Source organism: Methylobacter sp., from assembly GCF_030680395.1.
In the GTDB taxonomy this organism is placed as follows: Bacteria; Pseudomonadota; Gammaproteobacteria; order Methylococcales; family Methylomonadaceae; genus Methylobacter_A.
The window spans coordinates 1-19204 of the sequence record NZ_JAUXVR010000033.1 but is presented as its reverse complement, the minus strand read 5'-3'; the positions used below and the strand labels follow the sequence as shown (position 1 = coordinate 19204).

Here is a 19204-nt window from a genome sequence, read left to right as displayed (position 1 = left end):
AGTATGATGGCGACTATTTTAAAACTTGGGCGGATTTAAATCTTGAATCAACAACAGCAACTTTTATGATCTCTGTACCTTTATTGATTACCGCTCCGCATCCCTGTAGCTATTTGGAAGATGAGCAAGCACAATCGGCATTTGTGAGTCCTTCATTTGAACTTAATACCGCTATTTATTCGCAACTGATTGCTCATGGTTTCAGACGTAGCGGCGACAACGTTTACCGTCCCCATTGTGCCCAGTGTTCGCAATGCGTGCCGGTGCGTTTGCCTATTGCGCAATTTAAACCCAGTCGCAACCAAAAGCGCTGTTTGCAAAAAAATCAAAAAACTACAGTAATAATCAAACCCGCGGTTTTCGAACAAGCCCATTACGATCTTTATCTGCGCTACCAAAACCAACGTCATGCCGAAGGCGACATGGCAAACTCCAGTCCCGATGACTACATCAGCTTTTTAGGCAGTTCATGGTGCAATACTCAATTTATAGAATTTTCCATTGCCGATGAACTTGCCGCGGTGGCGATTATAGACCGTCTTGATAATGCCCTCTCCGCCGTTTATACCTTCTTTGACCCCCAATTTTCCAGCCATAGCCTTGGCGTTTATGCGGTGCTATGGCAAATTCAATATGCACAAGAACAGGGTCTGGAGTGGCTGTATCTTGGATTTTGGATTGCCGACTGCCAAAAAATGAACTATAAAAACCAATACCAACCCCTGCAAGGCTTGATTAACCGACAGTGGGACTTTTTAAATATCGGCAACCCCGTGGACAATATCAATGGCTAAGTTAAAAAATGAATCTCAGCTGCTAAAAAAAGCGATGGAGGTGGGTGAAAATTATGCGAAAAATCGCGGCTATGCAAATTTTGCCTCGACCGATTCTGCAAAAGATAAAACTGAATGTCTTTATCGTCTGCTGGTCAATGATCAACTTATTCAGCCATTGGCGATTGATCAGGAGAACGGGGTGAATATGAAACATAAATTAGCGTTATGGATAGCGCGGCAATTACCGAAAGACCATCCTCTTTTGAAATAAACGAACCCTACACCAAAGGTAGATCTGATGAATAACAAAACAAAACTGCGCTGGGGTATTTTAGGTGCGGCGCGTATCAACGAGCGTCTAATGCCCGCCATCGTCGAAGCGTCCAATGCCGAGCTGGTTGCTATAGCCAGTCGCCGCCCCGGCGCCGCCGCGCAAACGCTGGCGCAGTACGCGCCGCAACAGCAACAGGTGCGCACTTACGACACTCTCGAAGCGTTACTTGATGATCCGGAAGTCGATGCGGTGTACTTGCCGCTTGCCAATCACGAACATGCCGAATGGACGCTACGCGCTGTCGAACATGGCAAACATGTGTTGTGCGAAAAGCCTATGGCGCTGACTGCGAACGACATAGAAGCCATTCAAGCCGCCGCACAACGGCATAAAGTCACCGTGATGGAAGGCTTCATGTACCGTTTCCACCCGCAACATACGAGAGTGCGGGAATTGATTGATTCCGGAATAATCGGCGAAATAAGGTCGGTGCGATCCAGCTATTCTTTCATGATGCGGCCTGCGCGCTTGTACCGTTTGGCGGAAAGCGTCGACAATGGCGGCGGTGCAATGTGGGATATCGGTTGTTATGCAATCCATTCGGCGCGAATGTTTTTCGACGAGCCTGCTGTCTCGGTAACCGCCATAGCCAAGTATGTCGAGAGCGGCGCGGATATTGCGACCAGCGGCATTATTGATTTTGGTGACGGGAAATACGCCCATTTCGATTTCAGCTTTGAACGCGCAAGGCGGTGTGAATATGAAATCATTGGTACCAAGGGCGGCATTAAATGCCACAACGTCTGGAGTATGCCCGGCGATGCGCCGGTGATTTCATGGTGGACAGAAGACAGTGAGCCAGTTGAAGAATGGCTACCTGCGGCCAATCACTTCCGGCTGGAAATCGAGCATTTCGGCGATTGCATATTAAACGGCAATGCCCCCGCGCTGTCGCTGGAAGACGCGAAAGCCAATTGCCAAATCATCGTTGCCGCCTTGCAATCAGCGGCTATTGGTCAACGAATCAACCTGGATTAGACCAATGCTTGAGCGCCATATCGATTTGGTTTTTCACTCGTCCGGAGAGCTTGCATTGCTCAACATATTTAACCGCTGGAAAAGTATTGCACGTGGCAATTGATAATTGCCATTAGTTTATTGTACCGAAGGCATTATTAAATATGCCTTCTAATATTTGCCGAAAGGGATTAGAAATGAAGTTAAAAATTGTATTTTTATTAGTCACAACGCTTATTTTACAAGGATGCGTATTAACAAAAATTGCCTCCGTACCCATGCGTTTAGGTGGAGCGGTTGTATCAATCGTGCCGGGAGTTGGCAATAGTGCTCATGATGCAATCGATGCAGCGGCTGATGGAGTGGATGATATTCCCATTTAAACGCTGAATGCTTTAGCTAAACCTTGTAATATCAGTGGGTTGCCGGAAAGCAGGCAACCCAGCCATGCGGACTTAAGCAAGACATCCCTATATTCAAGCAATGGTAATAATCTACGGTATCAAACCGGCACCAAGTCCGGGGTTCGCCAGCAGTATCCGACAGGAAAGCAAGCCTATATTTTGACTTTTGAAAGGATAATGGTGACTGAATATCGATGGAGGCAATGCCTCTGCATCCTTATAGGTCACTATGATATAACCGGTCTGATGATGCTTGGCCCAATCGTATAAATCGTCGATGTATGGCACGACGGTAATCGTCTGTTTAAGACGCCCCGCAAAATGATATTGGCCGTGATACTTACTGCCGTAAAAGGCAATATCCCGGCCTTCATCCATTAAAGCGGCAATTGTCCGGGCGGCGGGTTGGGTATCGTAGCGGTCGAATTTAACTTCAAAAAAGCCGCCGCAAAGCGTTATTAATGCGATAACCGAGGCCACACAAACATAGAGAACCGAATCTTGCGCCGTTTTTGCCCTGATTATCCCTAAAATCACCGCACTAATAACCAGCAGACTTCCCCATACAGGCGATATTAACGATAACTCGGCCCGCCAATGATAAGCGTCATTTAACCGGGGCAACAACATTAATACTGCACCCAGCAGTCCGAGAACCGCCATGACAACGCGGTGGGCCCGTTCCCAACACTCAGTTTCCTTTATTTCATCTACGGCCCGCGCCAATATCAAAGCCATGACAGGAACTAAAGGTAACAAATAATGGATACGCTTACCGCTGATCAGGGAAAACGCGATAAGAACCGGCATTGCCCAAGCCCAACAAAAACGGGTGCCCAAATCCTGATAGGTGAGTTTGCGTAATCCGATCCACAAAGGCTTCCAAAGCAGCCACGGTAACAGCAATAACGGCAAAATCTCTAAATACCACCACCATGGCAACCGATGCGCAAAAGACTCGACCAACCGCCCGCTGGTCTGTCCCAGAAAAATCGCTTTCCTGTAAGCCTCGCCGCCGGCAATTCCGGCCGGTATGGCCCAGCACAATGCGACGATGGCTCCGGTTAAAATGGCGGTAATCAACCCAAAATACCAATGCTTCCAGCGAAAATAAGCGGCTTTCAACCACCAGGGAGCCAGCAACGCGACAGGTAAAAGATGCAACAAGATCACCGGGCCTTTACTAAGAACGCCGCCGCCGATGGCTATTGCTAAAAGCGCCCAGTATTTTAAAGACAAACCCGAATTAACGAGTTTTAACAGGCTGTAAATGCCTAATAATGCAAAAAATGCCAGCATCATATCGAACATGGTCAATGTGCTGTAGATCGCCCAAGAAAACAATCCCAGTAACAACAGCGGTGTAAGCGCTTCAACCCGTTTGCGATCAGGCCATAAACTACCAGCCACTGCGCCGGATAAAAACAGGGTTGCCAAGGAAAATAGCGGCGAAATCAGACGTAGGGACCAGTCGTTAACACCCATCAGCCACCAACTTAACTGCATTAACCAGAACAATAATGGCGGTTTGTGACTGTAGGTTTCCCCATTTAAGTAGGGGACAAGGAAATCATTTCTGAGCCACATTTCCCACGCGACAGCGGCATATCGGGTTTCATCGACGGGAAATAATGGCCGGATATAAAGACTGACGGCAGTTAAAATCCCCCAAAGAAGGACAATCCAAAGTCTGGCAGACAGCGATTGATACATAACAATTACTCAATGCCTAATTTTTTACGCTCGTGAACCACAAAATACAGGTTCCGGAAATAAATAAACAGACCGGTCAGTTGCCCCACGATAAAAACCGGGTCTTGCCGATAAATCGCATAAGCCAAAAGGGTAACGCCGCCGCCGATGCTAAAATACCAAAAAGCGATAGGAAACACGCTTTTTTTCTCACGTTCGCTCTTAAGCCATTGCACTATAAATCGGGCCGAAAATAGCGCCTGCCCTACAAAACCTATAATGAGCCAAATAGTCTCTTTATCCACGTTCAACTTCGTTTGCCTCCGGCAGTTTTGCCCGTTTCTGTAACCACATCACGCCTAATAGGTCGACAATCCCTACCCAAAGCCGATCTAACGTTCCATATTTTGAATAGCCATGCGCTCTGACTCTGTGATTAACCGGTTCGGAAATCACCTGTCCACCCGCTCTTAGAATCAATGCCGGCAAAAAACGATGCATATGATCAAAATACGGCAAGCCCAAAAACTTATCTCTTAAAAACACCTTTAATCCGCAACCGGTATCCGGTGTATTATCGCCTAATAGCCGTGATCGAACGGCATTGGCTACTTTCGATGAAAAAAGCCTCCAGGCGGAATCATGGCGTTTATTTCTCCATCCGGCTATCATCCATAAATTGCCGCTGACTTTTCTTTGTTGTATCAATACTTCATATAATCGGGGGATGTCGGCCGGATCATTTTGTCCATCGCCATCCAGCGTTGCGACCCAAGGGTAGTTTGCTGCCTTTATTCCTGTATAAATAGCGGCGCTTTGTCCGCAGCTTTGCTGATGATGAATTACGCGTAGTATTTTGATATTTTGTTGCATCTGCTTTAAAACTGCCGCTGTATCGTCATTACTGCCGTCATCGACATAGATAATTTCATAGGCTTCAGCCTGACTCATAGCATTAACAATCTCTGTAGTTAAATCACTAATATTGTCAGCTTCATTATAAACAGGAACAACAATCGAAATATTCACAGCTCCTCCTCTTTTAAATACCCATAAAAAAGGGGCTGCATCCTTACGAATGCAGCCCCTTTGATTTTCGCATGAGTAACGTGAGTTACTGCATGGAAGTAGTCGATTAACGTTTTGAGTATTGTGGACGTTTTCTGGCTTTGTGTAAACCCACTTTTTTACGTTCTACAATTCGAGAATCGCGGGTAACAAAACCGGCTTTTCTAAGCGCTGGACGTAGGGTTTCGTCGTATACCATCAATGCACGCGTCAAACCGTGACGAATAGCGCCAGCCTGACCGGATGGACCGCCGCCTTTAACGATGACATTAATATCGAATTTGCCTTCCATATCAACACAACCTAATGGTTGACGAGAAACCATCTGGTCGGTTTTACGACCGAAATATTCTTCGATAGTTTTCTTGTTAATAGTGATTTTTCCGGTACCTGACGTTGCGTAAACACGTGCTATTGCACATTTACGACGACCTGTTCCGTAGTACTGAGCTGCTGCTACCATGATCTACCCGCTTATAATTCTAATACTTGTGGCTGTTGAGCCTGATGATCGTGTTCAGGACCTGCATAAACTTTCAATTTCTTGAACATTGCACGACCCAGTGGATTGTTAGGTAACATTCCTTTAACTGCTGTAGTAAGAATACGATCGGGGAAAGTTTTTCTCAATTTACCCAAGGTAACAGTCTTAAGATTACCGATGTAACCTGTATGGTGCTGATACAATTTATTCTTTTCTTTATTGCCGGTAACGCCTATTTTCTCTGCATTTACTACAATAATGTAATCACCGGTATCAACATGCGGTGTGTATTCTGGTTTATGTTTACCGCGAAGGCGTAGCGCAATTTCAGAAGCAAGACGACCTAGAGTCTTTCCTTCTGCATCGACCACGTACCAATCACGCTTAACTTCTGCTGGCTTTGCACTAAATGTTTTCATCGTTGCTTAGGCTTACTGTTAAAGGCTTAATATAAAAAACGAGATTTTACTAAGAATCATGGGATGTTTCAAGTTTATTTGTGATTCAGGTACAAGACGAAAGACGAAAGGCGAAAAAAACATATGCCTTGAACCTTTCGTCTTTTGCCTTTTGCCTGGCTTTATAATTTTATATTCAACGAATGTAATTTGCGATAAAGATGCGTCCGTTCCATGCCCACTGCGGCTGACAATTTTGCAACACTGCCGCCGGTTCTTTCAAAATGATATTCCAGATAAGCTTTCTCAAAATGATCCCTGGCCTCTTTTAACGGTAAATTAAAAAATTCAGGCACCGCGTGAGAAATAACGGCATCACCAATCACCGAACCCAGCGCAGCCTTCACCTCATCCATCTCTATATCTTCACCGGCACCCAGAATCATTAACCGTTGCACCAGATTTTTTAATTCCCGGACGTTGCCACGCCAGCTGTAATTACGTAAGAAATTTTGTGCCGCCATGGAAAACCTCCGAAAAGGCAATCTATCCTGACTGACAAAATAATCGACATAAAAACTCAGCAATGCCGGCACATCTTCACTGTGCTCCCGAAGCGGTTGAATATCGAGCGAGACTTCATTAAGCAGATAATACAAGTCCTGTCGGAAACGCCCGGCCTTGACCTCCTCATCCAAAGCAATGCGGGTTGACGCCACTACCCGGACATCGACACGAACTGCCTCGCCTCCGCCGACCCGCAGGAAAGAACTGGACTCCAGAGCACCAAGCAACCTTAACTGGGTTTCCTTATCCATGCCGCAAATCTCGCCTAAAAATAACGTTCCTTTATGCGCCCGCTCCAACAGGCCGGGATAAATCTTGCCCGCATCCTCTTTGCCGAAAAATTCCACCGCCGAATTTTCCGGCGATATGCTGCCTACCGCCACGTCCACAAAGGGGCCGTCCCGATGCGCACTGTTATTATGCAGATATCTGGCATACATCTCCTTACCGACACCCGCCTCACCGACAAACAGTACTCTGGCATCATGCTGAGCCAAGCGTTTTAATTGATCCTTAAGTCTCGCAACGGTAGCGCTCTTGCCAACCGGATCAATATCGACATGCAACTGCTGCTTAAGCCCCGCATTTTCTATTTGCAGACTGCTGGCTTCCAAAGCCCTTTCTACAATCAATAATAATTTTGCCAAGGACAACGGCTTTTCAAGAAAATCATAAGCCCCCAGCCGGGTTGCCTCAACAGCGGCTTCAACGGAACCGTGCCCTGACATCATAACCACTGGACAAAGCATGGCCTCTTCCGCAACCCATTCTTTCAACAAGGTAATGCCGTCAGTATCCGGCATCCAAATATCCAGCAGGATCAAATCGGGAGCTTTAGATTTTTTTAATTCTCTGGCTGCACCGGCATTCTCGGCCATAGCGACCTGATAGCCCTCATCTTCAAGAATTTCGCAGACCAGCCGGCGAATGTCCGGCTCATCATCTACAACCAATATACGCGGTGTTTGTGCATTCATATTTTTTACGGCATCTCAAAAATTACACGCCGGAAGCTGAATGATAAATCCCGCTCCCACTTTGCGGCTGGTGTCGACCCATATCGCACCGCCATGTTCTTCAATTATTTTTTTGACGATCGCCAATCCCAACCCCGTTCCCTTGGCCTTGGTGGTCACGTAGGGTTCAAAGATTTGTTCAATTTGCTCGTCTTTAATACCCGGCCCGTCATCATAAAGCGCTATTTCAATAAAATCAGTGTTATTTTTTTGCACCCGGCGCAGACTTATTTCGATTAAACCCTTGGCATTTATCGCTTCCAGCGCATTTTTTATCAGATTATGCAACACTTGCCTGATACTAACCGGATCGCCTTTAATCACCAACAGACCGGTATCGTAATCGGCTTTAAACTTGACTCCCGACTTTAATGCATAAAGCGCTAACACTTCCTGAACCAAACGGGGCAAATCAATATCCACCGTCTGCTTTTTGGAAGGCTTGGCATATTCAGAGAAATCATCCACCATTTCCTTCATCGCCTCAACCTGCTGCACAATGGTGGTGGTTGAGCGCTGCAACATATCCGCATCACCGGCAGTCAACTTGTCGGCCAGCTTGTGCTGCAAGCGTTCTGCCGATAACTGTATGGGCGTTAAAGGATTCTTGATTTCGTGAGCCAGACGCCTGGCTACTTCCCCCCACGCCGCATTTTTCTGCGCCTGAATCAAGTCGGTCACATCATCAAAAACCACCACCGCCCCGACTTGCCTGCCTTCCTGAGAAAACAGCGGCGTACCTCTGCACAGCAATTCCTGCCGACCGTTAGGACCTAAAAAAGCAATCCGCTGCTGCCATATATCGTCGGCTTGCTCCAATAAACGCTGAATGGATTTTAACGGTTCGGCCAGTTCCGCATAGTTCTGAACCAGTTCCAACAAAGTCTGCCCGACAAACTGATTAACATGAATATGGAAAATCCTGTAGGCCGCCTGATTTGCCGTACGTATTTTATATTCCGCATCGAAACTGATCACTCCCGCCGTTAAATTCGCCAGTATTGTTTCCAGATAAGCCCGTTGATTTTCCACCTCAATACCGGCCATTCTGGTTTCATCGCTGGCTCTGGCAATACGATGAGTCATCTCGTTGAAAGACTCGACCAGAAAGCCCAAGTCATCTTGGGCCATAACCGGCAATTCCTGATCATAGTGCCCGGAAGCGACTGCCTGCGTCCCTTTAACCAGCGCTTTTACCGGGGCGACAATATTACGGATGCTAATGAAGGCCACCCAGATAGCCGCCAGCAAACTCATCAACAAAACCAACGACAAAGCCAGCGAGAAACTCAACTTTAATGAATGCCTTAAAAAATGCATTTCCTGATAACGCACAAAGGCAAACTCCACCGAATCGGCCAAGTCGGCAATTCTTACCGGCACCGGATATAAAGCCTGCAAATACTCAGGCTCCTTGGCCTTAACGGTGACGATAGCCCGAATCATCAATTCATCTTCGCGCACCGGAGTCAAGGCGACGTACTCTGCATTCTGCCGCAACTGCAACCAGATATGCTCATCCGGCAAGCTCGGCAAAATATCGCCGGGATTAATACTGCTTGAGGCAATAATCCTGCCCTGCCGCGAGAACAAGGTCATCTCTGCCGCCCCGGAAAGTTCACGCAGATTTTCCATTTCCAGCGTGGCCAGCGTTTCCGACGATTCCACCAACTTCGCGGTCAATTGCTGCGTTTGTCGCAAATGCCAGCGCATCCGCTGGTCTAATGATGCCTGACTGAGCTCCAGGGCATCTTCCATCGCCCGGTCTATTTCCACATTAAACCAGCTATCGATACCCTGATGCAGAAACTGCATGGAAAAATAAAATACAATAGCGGCAGGCGCCAAAGCCAGCACCACAAACAGCGACACCATGCGCGTGGTTAACCTCGAACCGGCCTCGCGTTTTTTTAACTGCCGCGCCAAGGAATAAATATTAGCGCCGACCAATCCCAGCAACACTACCGATCCCAGCGCATTGACCAAAAGCAGCCATGAATACATCGCGCTCAACTCTGAAGATTCCTGCGTTGCCGAACTCATAAGCTGCAACAACAGCAGAATCAAGCCAAACAGAACCAATATGGACAAGCTGATAGGGGGCTTTATTTTGTCAAAGGCCATAATGTCCAATCACTGGATAAATACCATTGAGGATTAGTATAAGCAATCGGGCGTAGCGGCAAAGGCAGCGCGTCCCGATCGAGCGTTACTTTTATGCCGACAGCGTAGCGTTCTCCCCGCTCACTCTCTGACTTATCCAGCACGCGAAAATCACGTATCGTTGACATCAAACCCAGCGCCGCAGACAGCGTAGAAAAGTTATACAGTTCGCCGCTGCCCTCATTTCTGACCCGGTACATATTCAGCAACGCATGATACTGAATACGATAACGAATGTTGGCATTGACCAGCGTTTTATCCCAGAAATAATCGCGATGCCGGAAGGTCTTGATGTGTATATCCCAATACAAAGGCACACCGTTTTGCAACGCCTCCTTTGCCCTTGCACTGAGCTGATAATCTATATCCGCAGACAATACATAGTTATTGCCTTGCAAAGCGATCTCGGCACTTTTCACCTCAACGCCAAACGCATCAGCATAGCTTATAGCGGGCAGCAGCCAGACCAAAAAACAATACAGCAATGAATAACGGAGAGATGACTTATTGCTTACGGATGCATGCATAATAAAACCCGTCCATTGCCGATTCACCGGTAAAAATCTGGCGCCCGCATGCTCCGGCGACTCCCCAGCTTGCTGTTCCCAAGCTGGAACTTGGGAACAAGGGCAACTCGACCGCGTCGTCATGTTCGGCTAAGAAAACCTGAACCTGTTGCTCATTTTCCTGTTTTAAAATGGAACAGGTTGCATAGACCATCAGTCCGCCGGGCGCTAACAGCGGCCAGACGGCTTGCAGGATGGATTTTTGCAAGGCCTGCAACTGCAAAATGTCCTCGGCTCTGCGTAATAATTTAATATCAGGGTGACGACGAATAACGCCCAAGGCCGAGCACGGCGCATCCAGCAATATCCGGTCAAACGCCTTGCCGTCCCACCAGCCTGAAGGATTTGCAGCATCACCAACCACCAGCTTGGCTTGCAAATTTAAACGCTGCAAATTTTCGCTGACCCGCTGCATTCTCGACTCGTCTATATCGACGGCGACCAGCTCTTTCAGTTGCGGCTGAGTTTCAAGAATATGCGCAGTTTTTCCGCCCGGCGCGGCACAGACATCCAGCACCCGATGTCCCGGCCGGACATCCAGCAAGCCGGCCGCCAATTGCGCGGCGGTATCCTGAACCGATACCAGTCCGTCTGCAAAGCCGGGCAGCAAGTCTACCGGTACCGGTTTATCCAGCCTGATCGCCGACGGGCAAAAGCTGACGGTTTCAGCCGCTATGTCCTGCCCGGTTAATAATTGCAAATAGTGTTCGCGACTGGTTTTCGCCAGATTGACCCGCAACACCATCGGTGGCTGCCGGTTGTTTTCCAAGAAAATATTTAACGCCTGCTCAGGCCAATCCTGCTCAATTTGCTTAATCAGCCAATCGGGATGACTCAGGGCTGCGACCTGAAATTTATCGGCTTTGTGTTCAAGCCCTTCCTGCTCACGCAGATAGGTTCTGAGTACGGCATTGATCAGCGACTTGGCCCACGGTTTTTTACGCGTTGCCAAAACCGTTTCGGATACCGCCGCATGAGGCTTTACCCGCATGAATTTGAGCTGGTACAAGCCCACCAAAGCCAGCGCCTTAACGTCGGCATCTTTTAGCGGCTTATCCAGCAACTGGCTTAAAATATAATCCAGCCGGTGATATTGTCTGCAAACGCCATAGCATAGCGCCTGAATGAAAGCCCGGTCTTTAGCCGACTCTACGGCTAAAAATGCATTATCCAGGGCGGCGGTTAAAGACTGCCCGTCCTGCAAAACACGGGACAATACCCGTGCCGCGACTAATCGTGTATTCAACCGAGTTTTACCCCGTTAACATCGTGAGCGCTCAAAAAAGCCTGGACAGGCATGCGTTTTCCACCCGGCAGTTGCACCTCCAGCAGCCTTAAAAAGCCTAAGCCGGTCGCCACATCCATGAGTTTATCGGCACAGTGCACGACGCCGGACTCCAGTTGTAGCGACGCATCGTCATTTACTTCTACAGCCTGCCAGATACGCAACACATTGCCCTGATAAAGCGTTTGGGCGACCGGCCATGCATTTAGCCCTCTTACTTTTCGAGCCAGATCCACAGCGGGTTGCGTCCAGTCGATAACGGCTTCGCTTTTTTCCAGTTTTTCGGCATAGGTCACCAGCGCCTCATCCTGCCGTTCGGGATGAACGGTTCCGGCTTCTATTTGCGCCAGCACTTTGGCTAGGCCTATTGCACCCAACGTAGCCAATTTGTCATGCAAATCGACGGCCGTATCGGTCGGGCCAATCACGCATTCTTCCTTGTGCAACATATCGCCGGCATCCAGTTTGCGCACTATCTGCATAATGGTCACGCCGGTTTTTTCATCGCCCGCCATCAACGCACGCTGAATAGGAGCGGCACCTCGCCAGCGCGGCAATAGCGAAGCATGTACATTGATACAACCCAGTTTGGGCGCATCCAGAACGGCTTGCGTCAAAATCATGCCGTAAGCGACCACCACCATCAAATCGGCATTGAATGCGCTGATCTGTTGCAAGTCCTCACTGGTTTTCATGGTAAGCGGCTGAAAAACGGGGATTCCGGCAGTTAAGGCCAGTTCTTTGACAGGGCTTGGATGTAACTTGCGGCCCCTGCCCGCCGGTCGGTCGGGCTGGGTATAAACGGCGCAAATTTCGTGCTCCGAATCCAGCAACATCTGTAGACAAGGCACCGCAAATTCGGGGGTTCCGGCAAAAATAATCTTCATGCTCAGCTCATTTCCATCTTATGAATTTTTTCCAATTTTTTCTTAATCCGCTGCCGTTTTAATGGTGAAATATAATCAACAAACAATTTTCCGTCCAAATGATCCAGCTCGTGCTGGACACACACCGCCAGCAAATCCCTGGCGCTTAATTCAAAAGGCTCGCCTTCCCTGTCGAGCGCCTTTACTATGATATGCTCAGCCCTGGTTACTTTTTCAAAAAAACCGGGCACTGAAAGACAGCCTTCTTCAGACTCCCTAACGCCGTCTTTTTCAATGATCTCAGGATTAATTAAACACAATGGGGTGTCCTTTTCCTCACTGACATCAATAACGACTATCCGCTGATGCACATTAACCTGGGTAGCGGCCAATCCTACGCCATGCGATTCGTACATGGTTTCAAGCATATCGCCGACCAATTTTTTGATTTTATCATCGACCGTTTTTACGATTGCCGCCTTCTTACGCAACCGTTCATCCGGAAACTCGAGAATAGATAGAATACTCAACAAACTCTCCACTATAATAATTGAATACTGGAATTCTATCTGAATTCATCTAAACTTTGAATTCAGATAGTATAAAAAGACTCGACAGGAACCCAAAATGGCTTTTCGAATACTCACCGGATTGATAGTTTCTTTACTTCTCAGCTTAAGCGCGTGGGCTGATCAAATACAAATAAATCCGTCCCACCCTGATCAATATACTGTCGTCAAAGGCGATACTTTATGGGAAATATCCGGTAAATTTTTAACGCACCCGTGGCAATGGCCTGAACTATGGAGCCACAATACCCAAATTAAGAACCCTCATCTGATTTATCCCGGCGATACCATTTATTTTTCCATGGTAAACGGCAAACCGCAGCTTAGTCTTTCCAGAAGCGAGTTACCTCAAGCCCAAGCCAATTCTCCCTGTGTGCTTAAAGAAGAAGACTATAAACATGGACGCAAAGACTTTGCCGTTTCCGAAGATGGAAAGGTGCTGCCTTGCATCCGGGAATCCGACTTAAAACAGGCTATCAGATTAATCCCTACCGAAACCATAACAAGTTTCCTGTCATCACCCAAAGTGGTCGATGAAAACGAACTCAACAATGCACCTTATGTTGTTGGCTTTGCAGGGGAACATATCATTGTAGGCACTGGCGACCGTGTTTATGTGCGCTCGATAACCGAACCGAAAAACCTGCCTCATACAATTTACCGGCCGGGAAGCGCTTATATCAGCCCGGAAAATGGAGACATTCTGGGTTATGAGGCGCAATACATTGCCGATGCCTCATTGCAACAACCCGGCGACCCGGCAACCTTAGTCATAACCAAAGCCGATCGTGAAATTCGTACCGGCGACCGGATTATGCCCAACGCAGAAGAGGAGCTTGTCTTAAATTATTTTCCCCGCCCACCTGAACAAAGCATAAAAGGCAGCATTATCAGCGTGCTTGGCGGCGTCTCCCAAATCGGTCGATATAGCGTAGTTGTAATAGACAAAGGCACATCAGACGGCCTTTTAGTCGGACACGAACTGGATATCTATAAAAGCGGAGAAATTATCAGCGACGCTTACAGCCCAATTAAAAATGATGCCGTTAATCTTCCTGATGAGATTGCCGGCACCCTGATGGTTTTCCGTCCGTTTGAGCGCGTCAGCTATGCCCTGGTCATGAAAGCAACCCAGGCTCTTCATGTTTTAGACAAAGTTAAAACCCCCTGAACATTATCGCGCAACATCCCGACAACGACATAAAATACTGGCTTGCGTTATTACGCACGCCAGGGGTTGGTTGCAGAACTTTTCTTCGCTTGCTCGAAAGCCATACTCCGGCGCAGCTATTTGCAGAATCATCATCCGCATTGAGCGCCTTGGGCTTAAAAAGTGACATCGTTCATGCCATCAGAAACCCTGACTGGACGCTGATAGACTATGACCTGCACTGGCTGAATCAAGAAAATAACAGTGCTCTCACCCTCAATGATGCAAACTATCCCTCGCAATTAAAGGAAATCTCCGATCCTCCGCCACTTCTGTTTGTACGCGGCAACCCTGAACTGTTATCGTTGCCGCAAATCGCCATTGTGGGCAGTCGCAACCCCTCGACTTCTGGCTTGGAAATTGCCTTTAACTTTGCCAAGACCCTGAGCTATTGCGGCTTTGTGATTACCAGCGGACTGGCTTTAGGCATAGACGCTGCCAGCCATCAAGGCGCATTAAAGACCAAAGGCTATACCATTGCAGTAGCCGGAACCGGACTGGATCGTGTCTATCCCGCGCGGCATAAAGACTTGGCCACTGAAATCGTGAATACCGGCGCCATGATCTCGGAGTTTCCGCCCGGCACAACCGCCAAACCTAACCATTTTCCCAGACGCAACCGCATTATCAGCGGCCTTTGCCAAGGGCTGTTGGTGGTTGAAGCCGCCAAGCAAAGCGGCTCGCTGATCACGGCCCGAATGGCCCTCGAACAAAACCGTGAAGTTTTCGCCATTCCCGGCTCCATTTACAACCCGCTGGCCCGAGGCTGCAACGCGTTAATCCGTGAAGGCGCAAAACTTGTCGAAACAACCCAAGATATTCTTGAAGAACTAAATCAATATAATCAACAAGATGAGAATTTCGCCCTGCCAACAATGCAATCAACACTTGACCTGGAGCAACAAACATTATTGAATCTTGTCATGTTTAGCCCAACTTCCATCGATACTCTGGTTGAAAATGCCAACGAATCCGTCGAAGTTATTTCGTCAATGTTACTGATTCTGGAACTACAAGGTTACATAGAAGCATCCGCCGGCGGATGCTATACGAGAATAAAATAATCATAAACAACCAAGAGCCTATGAAAGAAAATATTTTTGATGTCCTGATGTACTTATTCGAAAACTATATGGAAGATGAAATTGAAATACTTCCGGACAGCGATATCGTCAGAACAGAACTACTTGAAGCGGGCTTTGAACAAATCGAAGTCAATAAAGCTTTCGACTGGCTGGAGTCGCTTAGCCTGCAACGGGCAATAAAAGCATCCGTATCGCCTACATTCCGTATTTTTTGCAGTCAGGAAAAAGCCAGACTGGATCTTGAATCCCGCAATCTGATTATGTTCCTTGAGCACAGCGCTATCCTGAGCTCAGCCAACCGGGAAATTGTCATCGACCGGGCTATGGCACTGGAAAATGAAGAATTATCAATGGAAAAGCTAAAATGGATTGTGCTGATGGTATTGCTCAGCCAGCCGGATGAGGAAATCGCTTTCTCCAGAATGGAAGATATTGTCTATGACCTTATTCCAACGTATTTGCATTGAAAACATAGGCGAAAGGCAAAAGACCAAAGGCAAAAAAGAACGTATACTTTCGCCTTCAGTCTTTCGCCCGTCGTCTTTAGCCTCTCGCCTTTAGCCCTTCGCCTTTCGCCCTTTTAAATAAATGAGTAAAAATCTCGTCATTGTAGAATCGCCTGCAAAAGCCAAAACCATAGAAAAATATTTGGGCAAGGACTTTCAAGTTTTAGCCTCTTATGGACACGTCCGCGACCTGATCCCAAAAGAAGGCGCAGTTGACCCGAACAACGACTTCGCCATGAAATACGAAGTTATCGATCGCAACCAAAAACATGTGCAAGCCATCAGCAAGGCTCTTAAGACTGCAGATACCTTATATCTGGCGACTGACCCTGATAGAGAAGGGGAAGCTATTTCCTGGCATTTGCTTGAGCTGCTGAAAGAAAAAAAACTACTGAAAGACAAGCCGGTACATCGGGTCGTGTTCCATGAGATTACCAAAAAAGCCGTCACCGAAGCCATTGCCAACCCGGAGCAAATAGCCATCAATTTGGTCAATGCCCAACAGGCGCGCCGCGCTTTGGATTATCTGGTCGGCTTTAACCTGTCGCCGCTATTATGGAAAAAAATCCGCCGCGGCCTGTCAGCAGGTCGTGTTCAAAGCCCCGCCTTGCGCATGATCGTCGAGCGCGAACTGGAAATCGAGGCTTTTAAAACCCGCGAATACTGGACAATCGATGCCGCATTGACGGCGCACGACCAAGCCTTTAAAGCCAAACTGACTCAATTTGAAGGCGAAAAAATCAGCCAGTTCAGCATTACCGATGAAGAGCTGGCGGAAAAAACCAGGCAAACCTTACTGGGTGCCGCTGACGGCCAATTAATGGTTGCCAAGCTGGAAAAGAAACAGCAAAAACGCAACCCGGCCCCGCCCTTCATCACCTCGACACTGCAACAGGAAGCCTCGCGCAAACTGGGTTTTACCACCAAACGCACCATGATAGTTGCCCAGCAACTCTATGAAGGTATCGATATAGGCGGCGAAACCGCCGGTTTGATTACCTACATGCGTACCGACTCGGTTAACCTGTCGGTTGATGCTGTCGAAGAAATCCGCGCCCTGATTGCCGAAAACTACGGTGCCGAAAATGTGCCTAAAGAACCAAGACTTTTTAAAACCAAGTCGAAAAACGCTCAGGAAGCGCACGAAGCCATACGCCCGACATCTCCCCGGCACTTACCCAGTCAGATAAAAAGCCACCTGAGCATCGAACAGTTCAAACTCTATGAGCTGATCTGGAAGCGCACCATCGCCTGCCAGATGATTCATGCCACGCTTAACATGGTTGCCGTCGACTTGACCTGCGGCGACGGCAAACACGTATTCCGGGCAACCGGCTCCACGATAGCCCATCCCGGATTCATGGCCGCCTATCTGGAAGGAAAAGACGACAGCAACGAGAGTGACGACAAGGAAAGCTTTCTGCCGCCGATGGAAGAAGGTCGCCCCGTCCAACTCAACGACATCAATGCCGGACAGCACTTTACCGAGCCGCCGCCACGCTACGGCGAGGCCAGTCTGGTAAAATCCCTTGAAGAACATGGTATCGGCCGACCATCGACCTATGCGTCGATTATTTCGACCTTGCAAAACCGCGAATACGTCACCCTGGACAGCAAACGCTTCTACCCGACCGATGTCGGCAGAATCGTCAACAAATTCCTGACCGAACATTTCACCAAATACGTCGATTACGATTTTACCGCCAACCTGGAAGATGAACTGGATGCGGTTTCACGGGGAGAAAAAGACTGGGTTCCATTGATGCACGACTTCTGGAAACCTTTCACCACTCTGATTCACGAAAAAGAGGAAAGCGTCCAGCGCAAAGATGTTACCCAGGAAGCCATTGATGAAAAATGTCCCGATTGCGGCAGTCCGCTGTCCATCCGTTTAGGCAGGAATGGCCGGTTTATCGGCTGCACCAACTATCCCGAGTGTTCCTATACCCGAAACCTGAACGATGACGCAGGCGCTACCGACGAACCCGAAGTTGTAGAAGGCCGAGTTTGCCCTAAATGCGAATCGCCTTTAGTGATCAAGACCGGTCGCTACGGCAAATTTATAGGTTGCAGCGGTTATCCCAAATGCAAGCATATCGAGCCGTTGGAAAAACCGATGGATACCGGCGTCGAGTGCCCGCAATGCAAACAAGGCAATATCCTCAAGCGCAAGTCGCGAAACAGCAAAATATTCTATTCCTGCTCTGAATACCCAAAATGCGATTACGCATTATGGAACGCACCGGTAAAAGAAAGCTGCCCGGAATGCGAGTGGCCTATTTTGACCGTCAAAGAAACCAAAAGACGCGGAGTGGAAAAGGTTTGCCCACAAAAAGAATGTAAGTATGCAACTCCGTATGAAGGCGATCCTGCGGATGTGCAGGGGCCAAAAGAACCTGGTACGCTGTAGGGGCGAATTCGTTCGCCTTCAGTTTGGGGTAATGGGTCAAAACCGCTATAAGGCTTGCGAGACGGGCACTATTGCAGACATGTCCGTCAATGGCAGCGGTATCCGCGATACAGCAAGGGTTCTCAAGACCAACAAAAACACAGTGATTAGCACGTTAAAAAAATCGAGCAGCATTGTCCAGGTCAATCCCAACTTTCAGGCCCTAAATCCGGCAGGAAATTTGGCGGTGAGACTGAAATTGGCTTGTGAAGAAGCTGAAATGGATGAGCAGTGGTCATTTGTCGGCAACAAGTCCAATCAACGTTGGCTCTGGCATGCCGTTGATCATGCCACGAACACGGTACCGGCTTATGTGTTTGGCAAACGCAAGGATGAGACGTTCAAGTAGTTGAAAGCATTGCTCGAACCCTTTGGCATTAGCCGTTATTACACCGATGATTGGGGCGCTGATGCGCGTCACATTGAAAGCGATAGACATCAGGTGGGTTAAGCGCAACACCTGACAGATTGAACGCAAAAATTTGAATTTCAGAACCTGGATTAAGCGACTCACACGAAAAACAATCTGCGTCTCGAAGTTGGAAACCCTGCATGATACCGGCCATCGGATTGCTGATTAACAAGGTCGAATTCGGTTTGGATGTTCATGCCTAATTACAGATTTAACCCACTATACCCTCAATCAATTACCTGATTAGCAAGATACCTCAGCTAGCGCCAAAAAGCTCGTCATTCTGGCAGGGATGCCGGAATCCAGTCACATGGATGTGAGACTATGGCTTGGCATCAAGCCTAAATCAGGCCACAGCGGTATCGGAAAGTTACCATCCCTGGCTCTGGATACTGGC

Annotated in this window: 21 protein-coding genes; 10 read left to right on the top strand and 11 right to left on the bottom strand. The window is 48.1% G+C overall.

The window, feature by feature from the left end; translation table 11 throughout:
- Nucleotides 1-65: 65 nt before the first annotated feature.
- The 4 genes from Q8L79_RS13930 to Q8L79_RS13915 all read left to right on the top strand — a co-directional run bounded on the left by Q8L79_RS13930 (nt 66) and on the right by Q8L79_RS13915 (nt 2450).
- The gene (locus Q8L79_RS13930; RefSeq protein WP_305272268.1) at nt 66-794 is read left to right on the top strand and encodes an arginyltransferase; all 729 of its coding nucleotides are present in this window, start codon (nt 66-68) and stop codon (nt 792-794) included.
- Nucleotides 787-1047, top strand: a complete 261-nt coding sequence (locus tag Q8L79_RS13925) for a DUF5062 family protein (RefSeq protein ID WP_305272266.1) — start codon at nt 787-789, stop codon at nt 1045-1047. The genes Q8L79_RS13930 and Q8L79_RS13925 overlap by 8 nt, the downstream gene beginning before the upstream one ends.
- A gap of 27 nt (nt 1048-1074) precedes the next feature.
- The gene (locus Q8L79_RS13920) at nt 1075-2088 is read left to right on the top strand and encodes a Gfo/Idh/MocA family protein (protein ID WP_305272263.1); all 1014 of its coding nucleotides are present in this window, start codon (nt 1075-1077) and stop codon (nt 2086-2088) included.
- 176 nt (nt 2089-2264) lie between these two features.
- Nucleotides 2265-2450, top strand: a complete 186-nt coding sequence (locus Q8L79_RS13915) for a DUF6726 family protein (protein ID WP_370869979.1) — start codon at nt 2265-2267, stop codon at nt 2448-2450.
- A gap of 111 nt (nt 2451-2561) precedes the next feature.
- Here the strand turns inward: Q8L79_RS13915 and Q8L79_RS13910 are convergent, their stop codons facing one another.
- The 11 genes from Q8L79_RS13910 to def all read right to left on the bottom strand — a co-directional run bounded on the left by Q8L79_RS13910 (nt 2562) and on the right by def (nt 13106).
- The gene (locus tag Q8L79_RS13910) at nt 2562-4184 is read right to left on the bottom strand and encodes a glycosyltransferase family 39 protein (RefSeq protein WP_305272260.1); all 1623 of its coding nucleotides are present in this window, start codon (nt 4182-4184) and stop codon (nt 2562-2564) included.
- 5 nt (nt 4185-4189) lie between these two features.
- Entirely contained in the window at nt 4190-4468 is a 279-nt protein-coding gene (locus Q8L79_RS13905; RefSeq protein WP_305272258.1) for a lipid-A-disaccharide synthase N-terminal domain-containing protein, read from the bottom strand.
- Nucleotides 4461-5192 carry a glycosyltransferase family 2 protein gene (locus Q8L79_RS13900; RefSeq protein WP_305272256.1) on the bottom strand — a complete coding sequence of 244 codons (732 nt, stop codon included), beginning with the start codon at nt 5190-5192 and terminating at the stop codon, nt 4461-4463. Before Q8L79_RS13900 ends, Q8L79_RS13905 begins: the two co-directional genes overlap by 8 nt.
- 106 nt (nt 5193-5298) lie before the next feature.
- Entirely contained in the window at nt 5299-5694 is a 396-nt protein-coding gene (gene rpsI, locus Q8L79_RS13895) for a 30S ribosomal protein S9 (protein ID WP_305272254.1), read from the bottom strand.
- An 11-nt stretch (nt 5695-5705) separates the two neighbouring features.
- Complete coding sequence (rplM, locus tag Q8L79_RS13890) at nt 5706-6134, bottom strand: 50S ribosomal protein L13 (protein WP_006892965.1); 429 nt, start codon at nt 6132-6134, stop codon at nt 5706-5708.
- 161 nt (nt 6135-6295) lie between these two features.
- The gene (locus Q8L79_RS13885) at nt 6296-7657 is read right to left on the bottom strand and encodes a sigma-54 dependent transcriptional regulator (RefSeq protein WP_305272250.1); all 1362 of its coding nucleotides are present in this window, start codon (nt 7655-7657) and stop codon (nt 6296-6298) included.
- Between the two features lie 15 nt (nt 7658-7672).
- Nucleotides 7673-9820, bottom strand: coding sequence for an ATP-binding protein (locus tag Q8L79_RS13880; protein WP_305272247.1), 2148 nt, complete (start codon nt 9818-9820; stop codon nt 7673-7675).
- The gene (locus Q8L79_RS13875; RefSeq protein ID WP_305272245.1) at nt 9802-10386 is read right to left on the bottom strand and encodes a DUF4390 domain-containing protein; all 585 of its coding nucleotides are present in this window, start codon (nt 10384-10386) and stop codon (nt 9802-9804) included. Before Q8L79_RS13875 ends, Q8L79_RS13880 begins: the two co-directional genes overlap by 19 nt.
- Nucleotides 10364-11671: a 16S rRNA (cytosine(967)-C(5))-methyltransferase RsmB gene (gene rsmB, locus Q8L79_RS13870; protein ID WP_305272243.1), complete on the bottom strand. Its 1308-nt coding sequence runs from the start codon at nt 11669-11671 to the stop codon at nt 10364-10366. Before rsmB ends, Q8L79_RS13875 begins: the two co-directional genes overlap by 23 nt.
- The gene (gene fmt / locus Q8L79_RS13865) at nt 11668-12597 is read right to left on the bottom strand and encodes a methionyl-tRNA formyltransferase (RefSeq protein WP_305272242.1); all 930 of its coding nucleotides are present in this window, start codon (nt 12595-12597) and stop codon (nt 11668-11670) included. The genes rsmB and fmt overlap by 4 nt, the downstream gene beginning before the upstream one ends.
- Before the next feature lie 2 nt (nt 12598-12599).
- Complete coding sequence (def, locus tag Q8L79_RS13860) at nt 12600-13106, bottom strand: peptide deformylase (RefSeq protein ID WP_305272241.1); 507 nt, start codon at nt 13104-13106, stop codon at nt 12600-12602.
- A gap of 97 nt (nt 13107-13203) precedes the next feature.
- Between def and Q8L79_RS13855 the strand changes: the two genes are divergently transcribed.
- From Q8L79_RS13855 to Q8L79_RS20155, 6 genes are all read left to right on the top strand, one after another.
- Entirely contained in the window at nt 13204-14316 is a 1113-nt protein-coding gene (locus Q8L79_RS13855) for a LysM peptidoglycan-binding domain-containing protein (RefSeq protein ID WP_305272239.1), read from the top strand.
- Nucleotides 14317-14345: 29 nt separating this feature from the next.
- A complete protein-coding gene (gene dprA / locus Q8L79_RS13850; protein ID WP_370869981.1) occupies nt 14346-15419 on the top strand; it encodes a DNA-processing protein DprA in 1074 nt (357 codons plus the stop codon).
- A gap of 20 nt (nt 15420-15439) precedes the next feature.
- The gene (locus Q8L79_RS13845) at nt 15440-15907 is read left to right on the top strand and encodes a DUF494 family protein (RefSeq protein ID WP_305272234.1); all 468 of its coding nucleotides are present in this window, start codon (nt 15440-15442) and stop codon (nt 15905-15907) included.
- Between the two features lie 121 nt (nt 15908-16028).
- Nucleotides 16029-18356 (top strand): type I DNA topoisomerase, encoded by a 2328-nt coding sequence (gene topA, locus Q8L79_RS13840; RefSeq protein ID WP_305272232.1) that lies wholly within the window; start codon nt 16029-16031, stop codon nt 18354-18356.
- A gap of 31 nt (nt 18357-18387) precedes the next feature.
- Nucleotides 18388-18744 carry an IS1 family transposase gene (locus Q8L79_RS13835; protein WP_305272230.1) on the top strand — a complete coding sequence of 119 codons (357 nt, stop codon included), beginning with the start codon at nt 18388-18390 and terminating at the stop codon, nt 18742-18744.
- Between the two features lie 118 nt (nt 18745-18862).
- Nucleotides 18863-18976 carry an IS1 family transposase gene (locus Q8L79_RS20155; RefSeq protein WP_370869980.1) on the top strand — a complete coding sequence of 38 codons (114 nt, stop codon included), beginning with the start codon at nt 18863-18865 and terminating at the stop codon, nt 18974-18976.
- Nucleotides 18977-19204: the final 228 nt, after the last annotated feature.